The following is an 18,069-nucleotide window of genomic DNA, read 5'->3' as shown; positions in this document are numbered from 1 at the left end:
GGAGGCGGACCGGGCGGGACTTGGGCCGTACGGGGCGAGCCTGGGGGACGTTCGGCCCTGCGGCCCGCCGCTCAACACCCTTACGGGGACTCGGATTCGGACTCGGACTCGGACTCTCGGGCTCGGCCTCTCGGGCCTCAGCGGCCTTCGTTCTTCGGCCTGTCCCGGGTCTGGGCCTGCGCCTGGGTGGCGATGACGGCGGCCTGTATGCGCCGCTCCACACCCAGCTTGGCCAGCAGGCGTGAGATGTGGTTCTTGACCGTCTTCTCCGCGAGGAAGAGCCGCTGACCGATCTGACGGTTGGTCAACCCTTCGCCGATGAGGGCCAGGATCTCCCGCTCCCGCTCGGTGAGGCCGGGCAGCGCGTCCGGCTCCTCCTTCGGCTGGTCCCCCGCGCGCAGACGGGCCATCAGCCTGGCGGTGGCGCTCGGATCGAGCAGCGACTGGCCCGCGGCCACCGTGCGGACGGCCGACACCAGGTCCGCTCCCTTGATCTGCTTCAGGACGTACCCGGAGGCCCCGGCCATGATCGAGTCGAGCAGCGCCTCCTCGTCGTCGAACGAGGTCAGCATGAGGCAGGCGAGATCCGGCATGCGTGAGCGCAGTTCCCGGCACACGGTCACCCCGTCCCCGTCGGGCAGCCGGACATCGAGGACCGCCACCTGGGGCCGCAGTGCCGGAACGCGCACGAGGGCCTGTTCGACGGTCCCGGCCTCGCCGACCACGGTGATGTCCGGCTCGTCGTTCAGCAGGTCGTGCACCCCACGCCGTACCACCTCGTGGTCGTCCAGCAGGAAGACCCGGATGGGGCTGTCGGGGCCCGTCCGTTCGCTGTCGGCCATCGGATGCTTCCTCTCGTACGCCGGACGCCGATGTCCGCACCCGCGCGCGTACCGGCTTCTTCTTCTGCTGCTGGATCCTTCCGGTTCCCGGGACGAACGACCAGGGCCGGTCGGCCCCGATTCCCCAGGCGAACCGATTCTCCACGAGGGTCACACGGGCCGACCGGCCCACCTGAAGGGACATCCAGCACCTCCTCCGCCGCCCCCGGCGGTCCGACGCTGGAGGACGGCACGTCCACAGGGCCGCGGTACCGAGCCGAGGAGCACATGTGATGGTCCGTTACGTGTACGACTTCACCGAAGGCGGTCGTGACATGGCCGACCTGCTCGGTGGCAAGGGAGCGAACCTGGCCGAGATGACCGCGCTGGGCCTTCCGGTGCCGCCGGGGTTCGTCGTCACCACCGAGGCCTGCCGGGCCTTCCTGGCCACCGGCACGGAACCCGAGGGGATGTCCCGGGAGATCTCCCGTCACCTGTCGGTCCTGGAGACCGCCGCCGGGCGGCGCCTGGGGCAGCCGGACGACCCACTGCTGCTGTCCGTCCGCTCCGGCGCCCGTTTCTCGATGCCGGGCATGATGGAGACGGTCCTCGACATCGGGCTGACCGACGCCTCCGTACCGGGACTGGCCAAGGCCTCCGGGAACGAGCGGTTCGCCTGGGACTCGTACCGCAGGCTGGTGCAGATGTTCGGCAGTACGGTCATGGGCGTCGACGCCGAACTGTTCGAGCGGGCCATGACACGGCTCAAGGAGAAACGCGGCGCCCCGGACGATCTGCGGCTGGACGCGAGCGACCTCGCCCAACTCGTGGACACGTACAAGAACCTGATCCATGTCGTGACGGGCGACCACTTCCCGCAGTCGCCCGCCGAGCAGTTGCGCCGGGCGGTGCTCGCGGTCTTCCGCTCGTGGAACGGGGAACGCGCCCGGCTGTACCGGCGGCGCGAGCACATCCCCGACGATCTGGGCACCGCGGTCTCCGTGCAGCGCATGGTGTTCGGCAACCTCGGTCCCGACTCCGGCAGCGGGGTCGCCTTCACCCGTGATCCGGCGACCGGCCGCAGCGGCCCGTACGGCGACTACCTGGCCGACGCCCAGGGCGAGGACGTCGTCGCCGGCATCCGCAACACCGTGCCCCTGGCCGAGCTGGAGAAGCTCGGCCCGACCTCGTACCAGCAGCTGCGCGAGCACCTGCGGACGCTGGAGCACCACTACCGGGACCTGTGCGACATCGAGTTCACCATCGAGCGCGGCACGCTGTGGATGCTGCAGACACGGGTGGGCAAGAGGACCGCCGAGGCCGCCTTCCGTATCGCCGCCGAGTTGGTCGACGAAGGGCTCATCACCCCGGACGAGGGCTTGTCGCGGGTGAGTGGTGACGGGCTCGCCCGGCTGATGTTCCCGCGCTTCGACACCTCCGCCACCGGGGACCCGCTGGCCCACGGCCTGCCCGCCTCGCCGGGCGCGGCGGTGGGCGCGGCGGTGGGCGCGGCGGTGGGCGCGGCGGTCTTCGACTCCGCCGAAGCCCTACGGCGTGCCGGGTCCGGGGAGGAGGTCGTCCTGGTCCGCCAGGAGACGACCCCCGACGATCTGCCCGGCATGGTGGCTGCCCAGGCGGTGCTCACCAGCCGCGGCGGCAAGACGAGCCACGCGGCGGTCGTCGCCCGCGGCATGGGCAAGGTGTGCGTCTGCGGTGCCGAGGAACTCACCGTGGACGCCGAGGCACGGCGCTTCACCACACGCGCCGGCACCGTCGTCGAGGAGGGCACGGTCGTCTCGGTGGACGGCTCCACGGGCGCCGTGTACCCGGGCGCGGCCCCACTGGTCGACTCCGCGGTCATGCGCTACCTGGAGACCGGTGAACGCGGTGAGCGGTCGACCCAGGTCGTCGACGCGGTCGCACGAGCCCTCCAACAGGCGGACGGGACGCGGCGGTTGGAAGTCCGCGCCAATGCCGACACCCCGGAGGACGCCGCCCGAGCCCGCCGGTTCGGCGCCCAGGGTGTCGGCCTGTGCCGCACCGAGCACATGTTCCTCGGCGAGCGCCGCAAGCTGGTCGAGCAGATGATCCTGGCCGACGACAGCGCGCACCGCGAACGGGCGCTGGACGCGCTGCTCCCCCTGCAACGCAAGGACTTCGTCGGCATCCTCGAAGCGATGGACGGTCTGCCGGTCACCATCCGCCTCCTCGACCCGCCGCTGCACGAGTTCCTGCCCGACCGCACCGAACTCGCCGTACACATCGCCACCGCCGAAGCGCACGGCGACTTGCCGGATCCGCACGACACCGAACTGCTCGAGGCCGTGAACCGCATGCACGAGGAGAACCCGATGCTCGGCCTGCGCGGTGTGCGCCTGGGCCTGGTGGTGCCGGGCCTGGTCGCCATGCAGGTACGGGCCATCGCCGAGGCGGTCGTGGAACGTACGCGAGCCGGGGGCTCGCCGGAAGCGGAGATCATGGTGCCGCTGGTGGGCGCCGTCGAGGAACTGCGCATCGAGCGCGACGAGGTGGAACGCGTACTGGCCGAAGTGTCGGCCGGCCGGTGACCTGCCCGGTCGGCACCATGATCGAGCTGCCCCGCGCCGCGCTCACCGCGGGCCGGATCGCCGAGCAGGCGGAGTTCTTCTCTTTCGGTACGAACGACCTCACCCAGACCACCTGGGGTTTCTCCCGCGACGACGTCGAGGCGGCGTTCTTCTCGGCCTACCTCGACAAGGGTGTCTTCGCCGTCTCCCCGTTCGAGACGATCGACCGCGAGGGCGTGGGGCGCCTGGTCGGGATCGCCGTCGCCGAGGGCCGGGCGGCCCGGCCCGACCTGACGATCGGGGTCTGCGGTGAGCACGGCGGCGACCCCGAGTCCGTCCACTTCTTCCACGCGACGGGCCTGGACTACGTCTCCTGCTCGCCGTTCCGGGTACCGGTGGCCCGCCTGGAGGCCGGCCGGGCCGCCCTGTCGGAGACCGAGGTGAGCGACAGCCGATGACGGGCCCGTACCGCCCGGCTCCCCCCTCGGCCGTCCCGGTCCGCCGAGGGGCCGGGCCCGGTCGGCCCGCTCCCCCGGGGCCGGCCGGGCCCGGCCGGGGACCATCGGCACCAGCGACGGGGGTCCGCTCCGAACGAGAGTGGAGACGTGAGCGGCACCGACCCCCGCGGTGCCGCTCCACCCGGCCCCGCCGGCCCCCGCGACGGCACACGACACCGGAGGTGCACGCCATGACCCGACACGGCGCCGGAACCTCCACGTCGCGCACGGCCGCACCAACGCCGTCCTGCTGCCGCACGTCATCCGCCACAACGGCACGCTTCCCGCCGAACTCACGGGCTCGCCCATGTACGAGCACTACGGTCCCATCGGCGTCGACGCCCTGCCGCAACAGGCACTCAACGCCTACGAGGACCAATGCGCGCGCCCGCCAATCCACGGATGCCGATGCTCGACGACATGCGGGAGATCATGCGCGCGGCCTGCTACGGCCGAGCGGACGCGGACGAGGGCCGAACGGCCCTGGCGTGAGGCACCCCGACATCGTTCCAATGACCTGATCACGCACACGCGGTGTGCAACGACCCCCTACGGACATCCGCCATGGCCTTCGACAACGCCGAGCCGGTCGGCTCCGGGCCCCGCCAGAGCATCGAGCTCGACGGCGACGAGGCTCTGCGACTGCTGGGCACCGTGTCCCTCGGAAGGATCGTCTTCACCCGGGACGCGCTGCCCACCATCCGCCCGGTCAACCACGTGCTGGACGGCGGGAACATCGTCATCCGCACCCACGAGGGGGCGGCCCTTACCTCACGCACCCGGCACACCGGCGGCCCGGGAGTGGTCGTCGCCTACGAGGCCGACGCCATCGACCCGGACACGCATCTCGGCTGGAGCGTCGTGGTCACCGGTTTCGCCCACCTGGTGACCGAGTCGTACGAACTCGCCCGCTACCGGGAGCTGTTGCGCCCCTGGGTGGACCGGACGATGGACTACGCGGTCCGTATACACCCCGACCTGATCACCGGTATCCGCCTCACGGCCGTACGAAGCGGGGCAGGCAGGTGAGTGGAGCCCGTCGTGCCGGGCCGTCCCGGGGCCGTGGCCGGGGCGTCGTTCATCAGGTCGGCACGACGAGCACGGGGCAGTGGGAACGGTGCAGCAGAGTGTGCGCCGTCGGATTCAGGTGCGGTCCGACACGGTGGGCGCGCTGGTGGGCGCCGATGACGACGACGTCGGCCGCCCGCGTGGCCTCCAGCAGGGCGCGGCGCAGGACACGCAGCCGGACCCCGCGGCGCTCCGCCTCCTCGAAGGCGTAGGCGGCCACGTCGGGATCCGCGTCACCGGCGAGGCCGAGCAGCACCTCACCGCCGTCCCCGCACCGGCGGTCGCCGCGTACGACCAGCAGCGGGCCGCGCACCTGTGCCGCCAGACGCAGGCTCACGGACCCGAGCAGCATGCCGGTGAGCCCTCCGAACCCGCGGGTCCCGACGACGGTGAGCGCGGCGTCCTCGCTCTCGCGCGTCAACGCCCGTACGGCGCTGCCCCGCACGGCCTCGGTGGTCACCGGCAGGTCGGGGTGCCGTGCGGCGGCCCGGGCCCGGGCCGCCGCGAGTATCGGGCCGGCCTCGTCCAGGTCGGGCACGGCGTACACGATGCGCAGTGCGGCCGCGCGGCGTGCCGCCTCGGCCGCCGCCCGGTCCAGCGCCCGTACGGAGACGAGCGAACCGTCCACTCCGGCGACCACCTGATGGATCCTCACAGTCGTGCCCCCTCTCATGCCGCCCCCTCTCATGTCGTTCCGTGCTCCGGAAGGTGTCGTGTCCCGCCCTTCAGCAGGCCGCCACCCCGTGCTTGCGGAACTGTTCCTGGACGCGCCTGATCAGCTCGGGCTCGGGGCGCGGAGTGTCCCGTAGCGGGAAGGGCAGGCCGAGGGCCTCGTACTTCGCGGCGCCGAGTCGGTGGAACGGCAGGACGTCCACGCGGTCGACCCTGTCGAGGCCGGCGACGAAGCGGGCGAGACCGTCGACGGCCTCCGGTTCGTCCGTCCAGCCGGGGACCAGGACGTACCGGACCCACATGCGGACGCCGAGCCGGTCGAGCCGGGTGGCGAAGTTCAGAGTGGGGGCCAGTTCGCCGCCGGTCAGCTTCCGGTAGGTGTTGACGTCGAAGGACTTGATGTCGAGGAGCACCAGGTCGGTGTCGGCGAGGAGTTCGTCCGTGGCGCGGGCGCCGAGGAATCCCGAGGTGTCGAGCGCGGTGTGCAGCCCGGCCTCCTTGCAGCGGCGCAGCACCTCGGCGGTGAAGGCGGGCTGGAGCAGCGGCTCGCCGCCGGTGAGCGTCACCCCTCCGCCGGCCGCGGTGACGAATGCCCGGTTCTTGTCGATCTCGGCCATGACCTCGTCGACGGTGGCCTGCCGGCCGTCCCGCATGTGCCAGGTGTCGGGGTTGGCGCAGTACAGACAGCGCAGCGGGCAGCCGCTGACGAAGAGCACGAACCGGGTCCCGGGGCCGTCCACGCCGGTGGACAGGTCCCAGGAGTGGATCCGGCCGGTCGTGTTCATCGGGCTTCTCGTGTTCATCGGGCTTCGTGGAAGGTGCGGCTGATCACGTCGAGCTGCTGCTCACGGGTCAGGCGTACGAAGTTGACGGCGTACCCGGAAACCCGGATCGTCAACTCCGGGTACTTGTCCGGGTGTTGCATCGCGTCCTCCAGCGTCACCCGGTCCAGGACGTTGACGTTCATGTGGAAACCGCCGGAGGCGGTGTAGGCGTCGAGGATGCCGACCAGGTGGGCCGCGCGTTCCTCCGGGCGGTGGCCCAGTCCCTCGGGCGTGATCGTCGTGGTCAGCGAGATGCCGTCACGTGCCTGCGCGTAGGGAAGCTTGGCCACCGACAGCGCGGAGGCGGCCACCCCGTGCCGGTCACGCCCGTTCATGGGGTTGGCGCCGGGCGCGAAGGGCGCTCCGGCGCGGCGGCCGTCCGGGGTGTTGCCGGTGCGCTTGCCGTAGACGACGTTCGAGGTGATGGTGAGCACCGACTGGGTGTGTTCGGCGTTCCGGTAGGTCGGGTGTTCGCGCACCTTGGCCATGAAGGACTCGACCAGCCCGACGGCCAGGGCGTCGGCGCGGTCGTCGTTGTTGCCGTAGGCGGGCCAGTCGCCCTCGGTCTCGTAGTCCACGGCCAGTCCGGTGGCGTCGCGGATCACCTTGACCCGGCCGTACCTGACGGCGGACAGGCTGTCGGCGGCGACCGACAGGCCGGCGATGCCGCAAGCCATGAAGCGGTGCACGGGGTGGTCGTGGAGAGCCATCTCGATGCGTTCGTAGGCGTACTTGTCGTGCATGAAGTGGATGACGTTCAGCGTGTTGACGTAGGTGGCCGCCAGCCAGTCCAGCATCCGGTCGTACGCCGCCGACAGTGTCTCGTAGTCCAGGTACTCCCCGGTCAGCGCGGGTGCCCGGGGGCCGATCTGCTCGCCGGTCATCTCGTCCCGGCCGCCGTTGATCGCGTACAGCAGCGCCTTGGCGAGGTCGACGCGCGCGCCGAAGAACTGCATCTGCCTGCCGACCGCCATCGCCGACACGCAGCAGGCGATCGCCGTGTCGTCGCCGGTGCACGGCCGCGTCAGCTCGTCGGACTCGTACTGGACGGCGCTGGTGTCGATGGACACCTGGGCGCAGAACTCCTTGAAGGCGGCCGGGAGCCGGGGCGACCAGAGCACGGTGAGGTTGGGCTCCGGGGCCGGGCCGAGGTTGTAGAGCGTCTGCAGGAAGCGGAAGGAGGTACGGGTGACCAGCGGACGTCCGTCGGTGCCGAGACCGCCGATGGACTCCGTCACCCAGGTCGGATCACCGGAGAACAGCGCGTCGTACTCCGGGGTGCGCAGGAACCGTACGATCCGCAGCTTGACGACGAAGTCGTCGATCAGCTCCTGGGCGCGGGTCTCGTCGATCAGTCCTTCGTCCAGGTCGCGCTGGAGGTAGACGTCCAGGAAGGTGGAGGTGCGGCCGAGTGACATCGCCGCGCCGTTCTGCTCCTTCACCGCGGCCAGGAAACCGAGGTACAGCCACTGCACGGCCTCGTGCGCGGTGGCGGCCGGGCGGGTGACGTCGCAGCCGTACGAGGCCGCCATCTCCGCCAGCTCCCCCAACGCCCTTGTCTGCTCGGCCAGTTCCTCGCGGTCACGGATGACGTCCGGGTCGGAGGGCCGCGCGTCCAGCAGGGCCCGCTCGGCCTTCTTGGCCCCGGTCAGGCGGGTTGTGCCGTACAGCGCCACCCGGCGGTAGTCCCCGATGATGCGGCCACGCCCGTAGGCGTCGGGCAGACCGGTGATGATCCCCGCCCGGCGGGCGGCCCGCATCTCGGGTGTGTAGGCGTCGAAGACACCGTCGTTGTGGGTCTTGCGGTAGGTCCCGAAGACCCGCGCGACGAAGGGGTCCACCTGGTGGCCGTACGCCTTCAGGCCGTTCTCCACCATCCGCAGTCCGCCGTTGGGCATGATCGCCCGCCGCAGGGGCGCGTCGGTCTGCAGGCCGACGATCAGCTCGCGTTCGCGGTCGATGTACCCCGGGCGGTGCGAGGTGATCGTGGAAGGGGTAGCCGGGTCGACGTCCAGGACGCCCTTGCGCCGCTCCTCGGGGAACAGCGCGCTCACCTTGTGCCAGACGGCCAGGGTGCGTTCCGTCGGACCGGCCAGGAACGCCGGACCGCCCTCGTACGGCGTGTAGTTGGCCTGGATGAAGTCGCGTACGTCGATACGGTCCCGCCACAACGTCCCGGCGAAGCCACGCCATGCCTCGTCCCGTCGGCTGTCGGCTTCCACGGCTTTCGCGGTTGCGGTCATCGTCGGTCGTCCCTTCCCTGTTCCACCTGTGCGGGTCTCCCTCTTCACATGCTCGTCCGCCGCGGTCGTCACGGGCAGTGCCGGACAGCGCCGACAGGTGGCCCGTACGGCCCCGGCCGACGGGGCCGGGTGGATTCAGCCGTGCGGGACCACGGCGACGGGGCAGCCGACGTGGTGCAGCACCGCGTGGGCCACGGAGCCGATGTGCGTCCCGAGGTGGCTCTCCCGGATCTTTCGGCCCACGACGACGAGGCAGGCCTCGGACGAGGCGTGGATCAGGGCGCCGGCCGGCCTGCCTTCGGAGACGGTCTCGGTCACGGAGACCTCCGGATACTTCGCGCACCACGGACGCAGCGTCGCGACGACGGCGCGTTCCTGGCCGGCCAGGACTTCCGCCTCGGCGCCCGTGACCGCGCGCAGGTCGCCGCCGTCGGCCGAGGGGACACTGAAGGCGTGGATCACCCGCAGTGCGGTGCCGTGCAGCCGGGCGGCCTCGAAGGCGAACTCGATCAGTTCGTCACAGGGATGCCGGACGTCCAGACCGAGGACGACGTCACGGTACGAAGTCCCGGACTTCTCCGAGGAGTTCTCCCGCGAAGTGCCCTCCTTGCCGGGCGTCGTGGGTTCCTCGTCGGCCGTCGCCCTGCCCGCACGGACGAGCACGACGGGGCGTACGGACCTGGCGACGACCCGCTGGGACACCGAACCGACCATGAACCCCGCGAGACCGCCGAGTCCGCGGGAGCCGAGCACCAGCACCTCGGTGTCGTCGCTCCACGCGAGCAGGGCCCTGACCGGGGAGTCGGACACCAGCTGGGCATCGATGGAGAGGTCGGGGTGCGCGGCCCGCACGCCGGCGACCACCTGGTCCAGGGTCTGCCGGGCCCATTCGTGCTCGCTGTTGCCCATGGGGACGGAGGCGGGCGGGCGAGGGTGCCACTGCCAGGCGTGCACCACCCTCAGCGGGGCTCCGCGGCGCACGGCTTCCCTGGCCGCCCAGTGTGCGGTCGCGAGGCTGTCGACGGAACCGTCGACGCCCGCGGTGACATGGCGAAGCATGCTGCCTACCTCCTTGGTCCGCGCCTGATGCTCTTCCCGTCGAGCTTCGTGCCGGAACGGACCCGTGCGGAGGGTGCCGAAGGACCTCGGCCGAGTACCGGGCGGCCCGGTCATGGGGCCGGGTGGCCCATGGTCCCCGGCCAGGGCGCGGCAGGACGCTGTGAGCGCAAGGACCGCATGCACCCATGGAGGCACGTCATGAACGATTCCGTCACGTCGAGCATGCTGCGGGCCCTCCCCGCCGAACACCGGCAGCGATTGATGGACCTCGCCCGCGAGGTGTCGTTCGAGGCGGGGACCCGCCTCTTCGAGGAGGGCGGACGGGCCGACCGCTTCTGGATCGTGCGCACCGGCACCGTCACGCTCGACATGCGGGTGCCCGGCCGGCGGGCAGCGGTCATCGAGACGCTCGGACACAACCAACTCGCGGGCTGGTCCTGGCTGTTCGCGCCGCACACCTGGCACCTGGGCGCCGAGGCCACCACTCCCCTGCGGGCCTACGAGTTCGACGCCGCGGCCGTACGCGCCCTGTGCCGCAGCGATCCGGAGTTCGGCAGGGCGGTCACCCAGTGGGTCGGTGACGTACTGGCCCACCGGCTGCGCTCGGCCCGCACCCGGCTGCTGGACCTGTACGCCCCCTACGGCAGCGGCAGTCGCGTGTGACGGCTCCCCCGACCGAAGCGTTCAAGGAGGCATCATGCACGGCACGCCGCACGTCGTGAGCGATGTGATGACCCGCACCGTCGCCACGGTGGACCGCGAGACCTCGTTCAAGGAGATCGTGCGGACGATGCAGGAACGGAAGGTCAGCGCCCTGCCCGTCGTGGAGGGCGAGGGACAGGTGGTCGGCGTCGTCTCCGAGGCCGACCTGCTGCCCAAGGAGGAGTTCCGCGACAGCGACCCGGATCGCCATACCCAGTTGCGCAGGCTCTCCGACCTCGCCAAGGCCGGTGCGCTGACCGCCGGGGAGCTGATGACCTCCCCGGCCCTCACCGTTTCCCCCGGCGCGACGCTCGCCCAGGCTGCGCGGACGATGGCACGCGCCCGGGTCAAGAGGCTTCCCGTCGTGGACGAGTCGGGCACGCTGCGGGGCGTCGTCAGCCGCGCCGATCTGCTGAAGGTCTTCCTCCGGGACGACGAGGAGATGGCGGAGGAGGTACGGCGGGAAGTCGTCTCGTACCTGTTCCCGCCGCCCTCGTCCTCCGTGTGGACCGAGGTGCGGGGCGGTGTGGTGAAGCTCAGCGGGCACGTCCGGGACACGTCCCTGGTGCCGGTGGCCGCACGGCTGGCACGGGCCGTCGAGGGCGTCGTGGACGTCGAGTTCGACCTCTCCGCGCACGAGCCTTCCTCATAGCGGCCGGGCCTGCCCCGGCGACGGTGTGACGGTGTCCGGGACGCCGGCGGTCTCGGCGGTCGCGGACTCGCCGGCGGTCGCGGGCTTGGCGGCCGTCGCGGGCTTGGCGGCGCGGACGACGGCGGAGTGCATGCCGTCGGCGACCGGGTGGGTCGGGGTGATCTCGATGTCCGTGAAGCCGGCCGCCTCAAGCCCCTGGCGGTACTCGGCGAAGGACAGGGCTCCGGCGATGCAGCCGACGTGGTCCCCGCGCTCGGCCCACTGCCCGGGGGTGAGGGTGTCGTCGGCGACGACGTCCGAGACGCCCATGCGGCCGCCGGGCCTGAGCACGCGGAAGGTCTCGGCGAAGACGGCGGACTTGTCCGTGGACAGGTTGATCACGCAGTTGGAGATGACGACGTCGATCGTGTCCGCGGGCAGCGGGATCGCCTCGATGGTGCCCTTGAGGAACTCGACGTTCGTCGCGCCCGCCTTCTCGGCGTTGGCCAGGGCCAGGGCCAGCATCTCCTCCGTCATGTCCAGTCCGTACGCCTTGCCGGTCGGGCCCACCCGGCGGGCGGACAGCAGGACGTCGATTCCGCCGCCCGAGCCGAGGTCGAGCACGCGTTCACCCGCGCGCAGGTCGGCGACGGCGGTCGGGTTGCCGCAGCCGAGCGAGGCCGCGACCGCGTCGGCGGGCAGGGTGTCGCGCTCGTCGGCTGCGTACAGGGCCGATCCGAAGGTGTCGTCGACCTCGACCGGCTGTGGTCCGCAACAGCCGGTGCCGCCCTCGGTGGCGCTCCCTGCCGTCGTGACCTTGAGAGCCGTCGCGGCATACCGCTGACGGACGATGTCGCGCAGGTCGGTGGACTGCTCGTTCATGTCTCACTCCCTGGAACTCGCTGTATTGACGTTTGTTGATACAAGCTTGCGCCTTGGATCGAAAGACGTCAACATAGAAGGATGTCGAAACAAGAGCTTGAGGTGATCGGTCAGGACAGCGCCTGCTGCCCCGGCCTGGCCACCGCGCCGCTGGACGAGGACCGCGCGGCCGACCTGGCCAGGTTCTTCAAGGCTCTGGGCGACCCGGTCCGCCTGCGCCTGATGTCGATGATCGCCTCGCGAGGTGAGGGCGATGAAGGCAGCGAGGGCAGTGCAGGTGGCGAGCGCGGCGAGGTCTGCGTGTGCGAGCTGACCCCGGCCTTCGACCTGTCCCAGCCGACGATCTCCCACCACCTCAAGCTGTTGCGACAGGCCGGCCTCATCGACTGCGAGCGTCGCGGGACCTGGGTGTACTACTGGGTTCTGCCCGGCGTACTGGACCGGCTCGCCGCGTTCCTGGCCACCCCGCGGCCCGCCGAAGTCCGCGCGTGAAGGCCCCGCTCGGCCGCCGGGTCGCCGCCGAGGCGATCGGGACCGGGCTGCTGGTGACGGTGGTGGTCGGCTCCGGCATCCAGGCCACCGACCTCTCGCGCGACGTCGGCGTGCAGCTCCTCGCCAACTCCCTGGCCACCGTCTTCGGCCTGTACGCGCTGATCACCGTCTTCGGGCCGGTCTCCGGCGCGCACTTCAACCCGGCCGTCACCCTCGCCGCCTGGTTCACCGGGCGCCGCACCCCGGACGGGCTCACCGCACGGGATGCCGCCGCATACGTGCCCGCACAGATCGCGGGGGCGATCGGCGGCGCGGTCCTGGCCGACGCCATGTTCGGCGAGCCGCTGGCGAAGCTCTCGGCCCACGACCGTTTCGCCGGACCTCTGTGGCTCGGTGAGGTCGTCGCCACGGCCGGGCTGATCCTGCTGGTCCTCGGCCTCGGTCGAACCGGCCGCGCCGCTCTCGCGCCGGCCGCGGTGGCCTCGTACATCGGGGCCGCCTACTGGTTCACCTCCTCGACCTCGTTCGCGAACCCGGCGGTGACCGTCGGCCGGGCCTTCACCGACACCTTCGCCGGGATCGCGCCCACGTCCGTCGCCCCGTTCATCGCCGCACAACTGGTCGGCGCCGTAGTGGGGTTGGGCATCGTGGCCGCCGTCCACGGCCCGCAAAGCTTCCCGGCCGACCGTGAACTCGGCGTCCCGGACAGCGAACCCGAACCCGTCCCCTCCTGACCCCATCCCGAGAAAGCCACCCTCCATGGACACTTCCACCGCACGCCCGTCGGTGCTGTTCGTCTGCGTCCACAACGCCGGCCGCTCCCAGATGGCCGCCGCTTTCCTCACTCATCTCGCGGGTGACCGGATCGAGGTCCGCTCGGCCGGCTCCGCTCCCGCCGACACCGTCAACCAGGCCGTGGTCGACGCGATGGCCGAGGCCGGCATCGACATCTCCGCCGAGCAGCCGAAGGTCCTCACGGCGGAGGCCGTCCGGGCGTCCGACGTCGTGATCACCATGGGGTGCGGCGACGCCTGTCCCGTCTTCCCCGGCAAGCGGTACCTCGACTGGCAGCTCGACGACCCGGCCGGTCAGGGCGTCGACGCCGTCCGTCCCATCCGCGACGCGATCGAGACGCGCGTGCGCGCACTGATCTCCGAAGTGGCACCCGGCGACGTGACACCCGGCTGAGGACCGGCCGTCACCCGCCTTCCCTCGCCCGTCGTGCAGTGGCCCTCAGCCGGTTCTGCGCCCCCACCGCGGCCCGACCCGCGCCCATTCCTCGCCCCACCGCTCGGTCGCCCGGTGCTCGATCCCCAGCCGGACGACGCGTCCGGCGGCGAGGATCACCAGACCGCCGAAGACGGTGGCTCCCGCGCCGGTCAGAATCGCGCGCGCCCGCGCCTCCGCCGGGCCCATGGGCTCGGGCACCAGGCGGCCGTGCCCGTCCGTCCACACCGGCACCGTGGCTCCTGACTTCGTACCGGCCCGCACGCTCGCGCCGTCGGTACGGACGACCCCGTCGCGGTCGGTCCAGCGCACCTGTGCCCGTACCCGGGAGCAGATGTCTCCGGTGGTCCTGTCGACCAGGTCGGCCGGCGCCGTCTCCAGAAGCACGGCGGACACCTCCCGGCGCTCCGCCCGGCTCCGCATCAGCGCGGTCTCGGTGGCCTGCGCGGAGACGGCTCCCGCGACAGCGCCGCCGATCGTCGCCAGCGCCCAGGCGACCAGGACGATCCACGCCTCCACCGCGTCGGTGTGCCGCCGCAGCGGATTCCGCCGCCAGCGCCAGCGCCGTACCAGGATTCTCGTGAGCCGCGTCCTCCGCATCGCTCGTCCCCTCTCGTGGACGGATGAGTTCGAGGAACTGCCGTGCGGAACCGCTCCGAACGTCTCACCTCCGAGGCCGCGGTAGCAGGTGCCTCAGGTCCGCGGAATCCGGGCCGTTCGGGGCCCGGCGAGGCCGTCCGGCCCCTCCTGGACGCGGCACGCCGGGCGGCACGCTGGATCCGCTCGCCGGCCGAGCCCCGCCGGCCCGTCGGCGCGGGGCGGGGAGGAGTTCGCGATGCGATCCGCCGTTCTCGACGTCACCACCCTGGAGAACCTCGTCTCGGCGGCCGTGGCCGCCCCTTCGATCCACAACACCCAGCCGTGGCGCTTCCGGCTGGACCCCGACACCCTGACGCTGGAGATCCGGGCAGCGACGGCACGCGGTCTGCGCCACACCGATCCGACCGGGCGGGGCCTGTACCTGTCCGTAGGGTGCGCCCTCCTCAACCTCCGGATCGCGGTGGCGCACCACGGCTGGGAGCCGGTGTCCCGGCTGCTGCCCCGGCCCGACGAGCCGGACCTGCTGGCGACCGTACGGCCCAGCGGCACCGCCGCCGCGTCCTCCACCCCACGCCTCTACGGGACGCTGTGGCGCCGGCACAGCAGCCGTTTCCCCTTCTCCGGACGGCAGTTGCCGACAGCCGTCCTCACCGAGCTCGCCGAGGCCGCGCACGTCGAGGGAGCTCGCCTGAGCGTTCCCGGTCCCACTGAGAGCGACCGGCTCCTGCGTCTCACCCGTGAGGCGGAGCACCGCAACACGGCCGACCCCGACCGGGCCGCCGAGAGCCGCCGCTGGGTGCACGGGCCGGCCGACGACGCCCTCGGCATACCACCCGCCGCGCTGGGACCGCAGGACTTCCGGGAGCGCCTTCCCATGCGGGACTTCGGCGCGCACCGGCACCCCGACGCACTCACCGCCCGCCCCTTCGAGGAACGGCCGTCGCTCGCCGTGCTGTCCACGGCACACGACCGGCGGGCCGACTGGCTGCGCGCCGGACAGGCGCTCGAACGCGTCCTGCTGGTGGCCACCACGTACGGCGTACGGTCGTCCCTGCTGCACCAGGCCCTGGAGTGGCCGGACCTGCGGGAACAGCTCATGGAAGCTCCCGGCGGCCGGGGCGCGCACGCCCAGATGGTGCTGCGCCTCGGATACGGCCCGCAGGGCCCGCCCTCCCCGCGTCGCACGGCGGACCAGGTACTGGCCGGAGAGCCGCTGTCGATCCCCGTCCCCGGTGCGGGCGGGCCCGTCAGGGATGGGGCACCACGGCCACGGGACAGCCGACATGGTGGATGACGGCGTGGGTGACGGGCCCGGTACGCGGACCCACCGGCCGCTCCGCCAGGCGATGACCGACCACCAGAAGCCCGGCGGCGGAGGCCGCCCGGATCAGCGCGGTCGACGCCTTGTCCTGCGGCACGCACTCCACGACCTCGACTCCGGGGTACTTGTCCCGCCACACCTGAAGCACCGCGGACAGGAATCCGCGCCACTCCCGCCCCTGTTGCGGCTTGTCCGCCAGAGCCACGTCTCCCGGGCCCAGTTCGAACGCGGAGGGTGGCTGCCAGGCGTGGAGGACGCGCAACCGGGCGCCGCGCAGCCGGGCCGCCTCGAAGGCGAACTCGATCACCTCGTCGCTCGGGTCACCGGCATCGAGACCGAGCACCACGTCCCGGTGGCCGATGCGGCCGGAGGCACCTTCACCCGCCGCGCTCCCGTCCTCCGCACCACCTTCCTCCGCGCTGCCTTCCTCCGCGGGAAAGTCCTCGTCCGCCGCCTCCTCCCCCGCGCGTACGAGGACCACGGGGCACGTCGCCTTCGCCACCACCGCGAGGGCCACGGAGCCCACCAGGAATCCGGTGAAGCCGCTGAGCCCGCGCGAGCCGAGTACCAGCAGCTCGGCCCGGTCCGCCGCGCTCAACAGGGCGGCGCTCGCGGGCCCTTCGACCTGTTCGTCCGACAGTCGGACCGCTGGGCAGGTCCTGCGGACGCGTTCCTCCGCCCGGCGCAGGGCACGCCGGGCCAGTTGCCGCTGTGCGGCGTCCGCCGGCTCGCCGTCCGCCCGGCAGGGATGCCAGTTCCTCGCGTGCAGGAGCAGCAAGGGACGTTCGCGGCGTACGGCCTCCCGGGCCGCCCACTCTGCTGCCGCGAAACTCTCCGCGGAGCCGTCGACTCCGGCCATCACGGGCGTGGGCATTCCGCACACCTCCTGTGTCTCGGTCCGCTTCTCACGACCAGCGTCGTCCGGTCTCCGCCCGGCCGACAGGGCCGCCAGGTCTCCGTCGAGGACCGTTCGGCCCCTGCTCAGCCATGCCGTCCGGGCCCAGGGTGGTCCTGAGAGGCGGAGTACACGAAGACTCGGCCGCCGCCCCTTTCGCCGGTCGGGGCGGCGGCCGGTGCGCGAGACCTCGCGTCTCCCCCTCCGCGTGGTGCTCGCGCGGACGTCCTCGCGGCGTCCGGTGCCGGCGGGAGCGGGAGAGCACCGGCCCGACAGGGGCCGCGGGGACCGGCCACGGGTGGGTCAGCCGCTCGTCCGGTCCTGGTCGTGGCCGTCCACGAGCTGGGCCCCGATCCGCGACGCCCACGCCTCTATGGCGGTGAAGTCCCGGAAGTCCCCGCCCTTTCCGGACCGGACGATCATCCCGGCGACGAACCCCTTCGCGCCCTCTTCGAGGCAGCCCCCGAAGGTGATGTGCTCCCTCACGTCCAGTCGGCCCATGGCCCGCCGCACATCGGACACGGGCGGGATGTCCCGCTCCGCGGCCGAGGCGTCGAGCGGCCCGCTGCTGAACAGCCACACCGGCCGTCCGGCCAGCTCCGCACGGTGGCGGCGGAGGAACCGCCGGGCACCACGGTGCCAGCGCCCGGCGTAGAGGCCGCCTCCGACCACCACGGCGTCGTACGCCACGAGGGTCCCCGTCACGGACCGGGCCGGCAGTGGGTCGGCTGCGAGTCCGTCCTTGCGCAGGACCGCGGCGACGGCGTCGGCGATCCGAGCGGTCGATCCGTTCTTCGTTCCGTAGGCGACCAGCACACGCTTGGGCATGGCGGTCCGCCTCCTCTCCGTCCCGCGTCGGTCTCACGTCGGTCTCGTGTCAGATCCTGCGCATCCAGGTGTCGGTGACACCGTGCGGCCCCTGTTCGTCGGGCTGGAACCGGTCGTCGTCCAGTCGGAAGGTGAGCTTGTCGACGACCGCGACCACACCGTCGATCTGGCGCGTCATGGAGACGGCTATCTTCGCCTCGCTCCTGCGTTCCAGGTGACCGGCGAGCGTGACCACTCCTTCGACCACCGACACCTCGACCGTCCGGGGCGCCAGCCACAGCGCCCGTACCACCACCTCGTCGATCACCACCTGGCGGATCTCCCGGTCGGGCCGCAGGAAGACCTGGAGCAGGTCGCGGCGGGTGACGATGCCGACGAGCCGGTCCTCCTCGTCCAGGACGGGCAGTCGTTCCACCCGCCGCCCGGCCATCGTGCGAGCGGCCTCGACGATGGTGTCGTCGGCGTGCACCGTCACGGGCGGGTCGGTCATCAGCTGCCCCGCGGTACGGGCCCGCGCCTTCGCGGCCTGCTTCCTGGCGCCGCGCCTCAGCCGTGAGAGCCGCAGGCGACGCTTGCGCGCGTACGGATCGGGGGTCTGCGCCTGTCGGGCCATCAGGTCGGTCTCGGAGATGACTCCGATGACCTTCTCGTCCTCGTCGACCACGGGCAGACCGCTGATCCGGTGGCCTGCGAGCAGCCGTGCCACCTCCTTGAACGGGGTTCCGTACTCGGCCCGGACGACCTCCGTGGTCATCACGGAG

At 72.0% G+C, this 18,069-nt stretch carries 16 protein-coding genes and 3 pseudogenes; 9 read left to right on the top strand and 10 right to left on the bottom strand.

The annotated features are described in order from the left end of the window. Positions 1-137 precede the first annotated feature (137 nt). Positions 138-842: a response regulator gene (locus tag ACFVH5_RS10260; protein WP_385833105.1), complete on the bottom strand. Its 705-nt coding sequence runs from the start codon at positions 840-842 to the stop codon at positions 138-140. A gap of 272 nt (positions 843-1,114) precedes the next feature. On the opposite strand from ACFVH5_RS10260, the pseudogene ppdK reads away from it, so the two are divergent. The 3 genes and pseudogenes from ppdK (at position 1,115) to ACFVH5_RS10245 (ending at position 4,893) form a co-directional block, all read left to right on the top strand. Beyond that, positions 1,115-3,825, top strand: a pseudogene (gene ppdK, locus ACFVH5_RS10255) (pyruvate, phosphate dikinase). A gap of 256 nt (positions 3,826-4,081) precedes the next feature. Beyond that, positions 4,082-4,356, top strand: a pseudogene (locus ACFVH5_RS10250) (bifunctional acetaldehyde-CoA/alcohol dehydrogenase); the annotation flags it as partial. Between the two features lie 72 nt (positions 4,357-4,428). Further along, a complete protein-coding gene (locus tag ACFVH5_RS10245) occupies positions 4,429-4,893 on the top strand; it encodes a pyridoxamine 5'-phosphate oxidase family protein (protein WP_385833104.1) in 465 nt (154 codons plus the stop codon). A 52-nt stretch (positions 4,894-4,945) separates the two neighbouring features. Here ACFVH5_RS10245 and ACFVH5_RS10240 read toward each other — a convergent pair whose 3' ends face one another. From ACFVH5_RS10240 to ACFVH5_RS10225, 4 genes are all read right to left on the bottom strand, one after another. After that, a complete protein-coding gene (locus ACFVH5_RS10240) occupies positions 4,946-5,587 on the bottom strand; it encodes a universal stress protein (protein ID WP_385833103.1) in 642 nt (213 codons plus the stop codon). Between the two features lie 70 nt (positions 5,588-5,657). Continuing rightward, on the bottom strand, positions 5,658-6,407 hold the full coding sequence (gene pflA, locus ACFVH5_RS10235; RefSeq protein ID WP_385833102.1) for a pyruvate formate-lyase-activating protein: 750 nt from the start codon (positions 6,405-6,407) through the stop codon (positions 5,658-5,660). Beyond that, positions 6,404-8,671, bottom strand: coding sequence for a formate C-acetyltransferase (gene pflB / locus ACFVH5_RS10230; RefSeq protein ID WP_385833101.1), 2,268 nt, complete (start codon positions 8,669-8,671; stop codon positions 6,404-6,406). The genes pflA and pflB overlap by 4 nt, the downstream gene beginning before the upstream one ends. Positions 8,672-8,806: 135 nt before the next feature. After that, a complete protein-coding gene (locus ACFVH5_RS10225) occupies positions 8,807-9,730 on the bottom strand; it encodes a universal stress protein (protein WP_385833100.1) in 924 nt (307 codons plus the stop codon). Between the two features lie 198 nt (positions 9,731-9,928). On the opposite strand from ACFVH5_RS10225, the gene ACFVH5_RS10220 reads away from it, so the two are divergent. Both ACFVH5_RS10220 and ACFVH5_RS10215 read left to right on the top strand, forming a co-directional pair. Beyond that, complete coding sequence (locus ACFVH5_RS10220) at positions 9,929-10,393, top strand: cyclic nucleotide-binding domain-containing protein (RefSeq protein ID WP_384797582.1); 465 nt, start codon at positions 9,929-9,931, stop codon at positions 10,391-10,393. A 34-nt stretch (positions 10,394-10,427) separates the two neighbouring features. Beyond that, on the top strand, positions 10,428-11,084 hold the full coding sequence (locus ACFVH5_RS10215) for a CBS domain-containing protein (protein WP_385833099.1): 657 nt from the start codon (positions 10,428-10,430) through the stop codon (positions 11,082-11,084). Here the strand turns inward: ACFVH5_RS10215 and arsM are convergent. Beyond that, positions 11,079-11,945, bottom strand: a complete 867-nt coding sequence (arsM, locus tag ACFVH5_RS10210) for an arsenite methyltransferase (RefSeq protein ID WP_385833098.1) — start codon at positions 11,943-11,945, stop codon at positions 11,079-11,081. The two genes, ACFVH5_RS10215 and arsM, sit on opposite strands and share 6 nt — an antisense overlap. An 81-nt stretch (positions 11,946-12,026) precedes the next feature. On the opposite strand from arsM, the gene ACFVH5_RS10205 reads away from it, so the two are divergent. From ACFVH5_RS10205 to ACFVH5_RS10195, 3 genes are read left to right on the top strand one after another with little or no spacing between them, the layout of a single operon-like run. Further along, positions 12,027-12,437: an ArsR/SmtB family transcription factor gene (locus ACFVH5_RS10205; protein ID WP_385833097.1), complete on the top strand. Its 411-nt coding sequence runs from the start codon at positions 12,027-12,029 to the stop codon at positions 12,435-12,437. Beyond that, on the top strand, positions 12,434-13,171 hold the full coding sequence (locus ACFVH5_RS10200) for an aquaporin (RefSeq protein WP_385833096.1): 738 nt from the start codon (positions 12,434-12,436) through the stop codon (positions 13,169-13,171). The genes ACFVH5_RS10205 and ACFVH5_RS10200 overlap by 4 nt, the downstream gene beginning before the upstream one ends. 25 nt (positions 13,172-13,196) lie before the next feature. After that, a complete protein-coding gene (locus tag ACFVH5_RS10195) occupies positions 13,197-13,625 on the top strand; it encodes an arsenate reductase ArsC (RefSeq protein ID WP_385833095.1) in 429 nt (142 codons plus the stop codon). A 45-nt stretch (positions 13,626-13,670) separates the two neighbouring features. Here ACFVH5_RS10195 and ACFVH5_RS10190 read toward each other — a convergent pair whose 3' ends face one another. Continuing rightward, positions 13,671-14,264: a hypothetical protein gene (locus tag ACFVH5_RS10190; protein ID WP_385833094.1), complete on the bottom strand. Its 594-nt coding sequence runs from the start codon at positions 14,262-14,264 to the stop codon at positions 13,671-13,673. Between the two features lie 235 nt (positions 14,265-14,499). On the opposite strand from ACFVH5_RS10190, the gene ACFVH5_RS10185 reads away from it, so the two are divergent. Next, a complete protein-coding gene (locus ACFVH5_RS10185) occupies positions 14,500-15,558 on the top strand; it encodes an Acg family FMN-binding oxidoreductase (protein WP_385833093.1) in 1,059 nt (352 codons plus the stop codon). Here ACFVH5_RS10185 and ACFVH5_RS10180 read toward each other — a convergent pair. The 3 genes and pseudogenes from ACFVH5_RS10180 to ACFVH5_RS10170 all read right to left on the bottom strand — a co-directional run. After that, positions 15,512-16,459, bottom strand: coding sequence for a universal stress protein (locus ACFVH5_RS10180; protein WP_385833092.1), 948 nt, complete (start codon positions 16,457-16,459; stop codon positions 15,512-15,514). The two genes, ACFVH5_RS10185 and ACFVH5_RS10180, sit on opposite strands and share 47 nt — an antisense overlap. A 324-nt stretch (positions 16,460-16,783) precedes the next feature. Further along, positions 16,784-17,308: a flavodoxin domain-containing protein gene (locus ACFVH5_RS10175; RefSeq protein WP_385833091.1), complete on the bottom strand. Its 525-nt coding sequence runs from the start codon at positions 17,306-17,308 to the stop codon at positions 16,784-16,786. A gap of 49 nt (positions 17,309-17,357) precedes the next feature. Then, positions 17,358-18,062, bottom strand: a pseudogene (locus tag ACFVH5_RS10170) (CBS domain-containing protein); the annotation flags it as partial. Positions 18,063-18,069 lie beyond the last annotated feature (7 nt).

The sequence above is a fragment of the Streptomyces sp. NPDC127119 genome (assembly GCF_042677425.1).
In the GTDB taxonomy this organism is placed as follows: Bacteria; Actinomycetota; Actinomycetes; order Streptomycetales; family Streptomycetaceae; genus Streptomyces.
The sequence above is the reverse complement of the archived record's forward strand: the minus strand, read 5'-3'. Positions and strand labels throughout refer to the sequence as shown.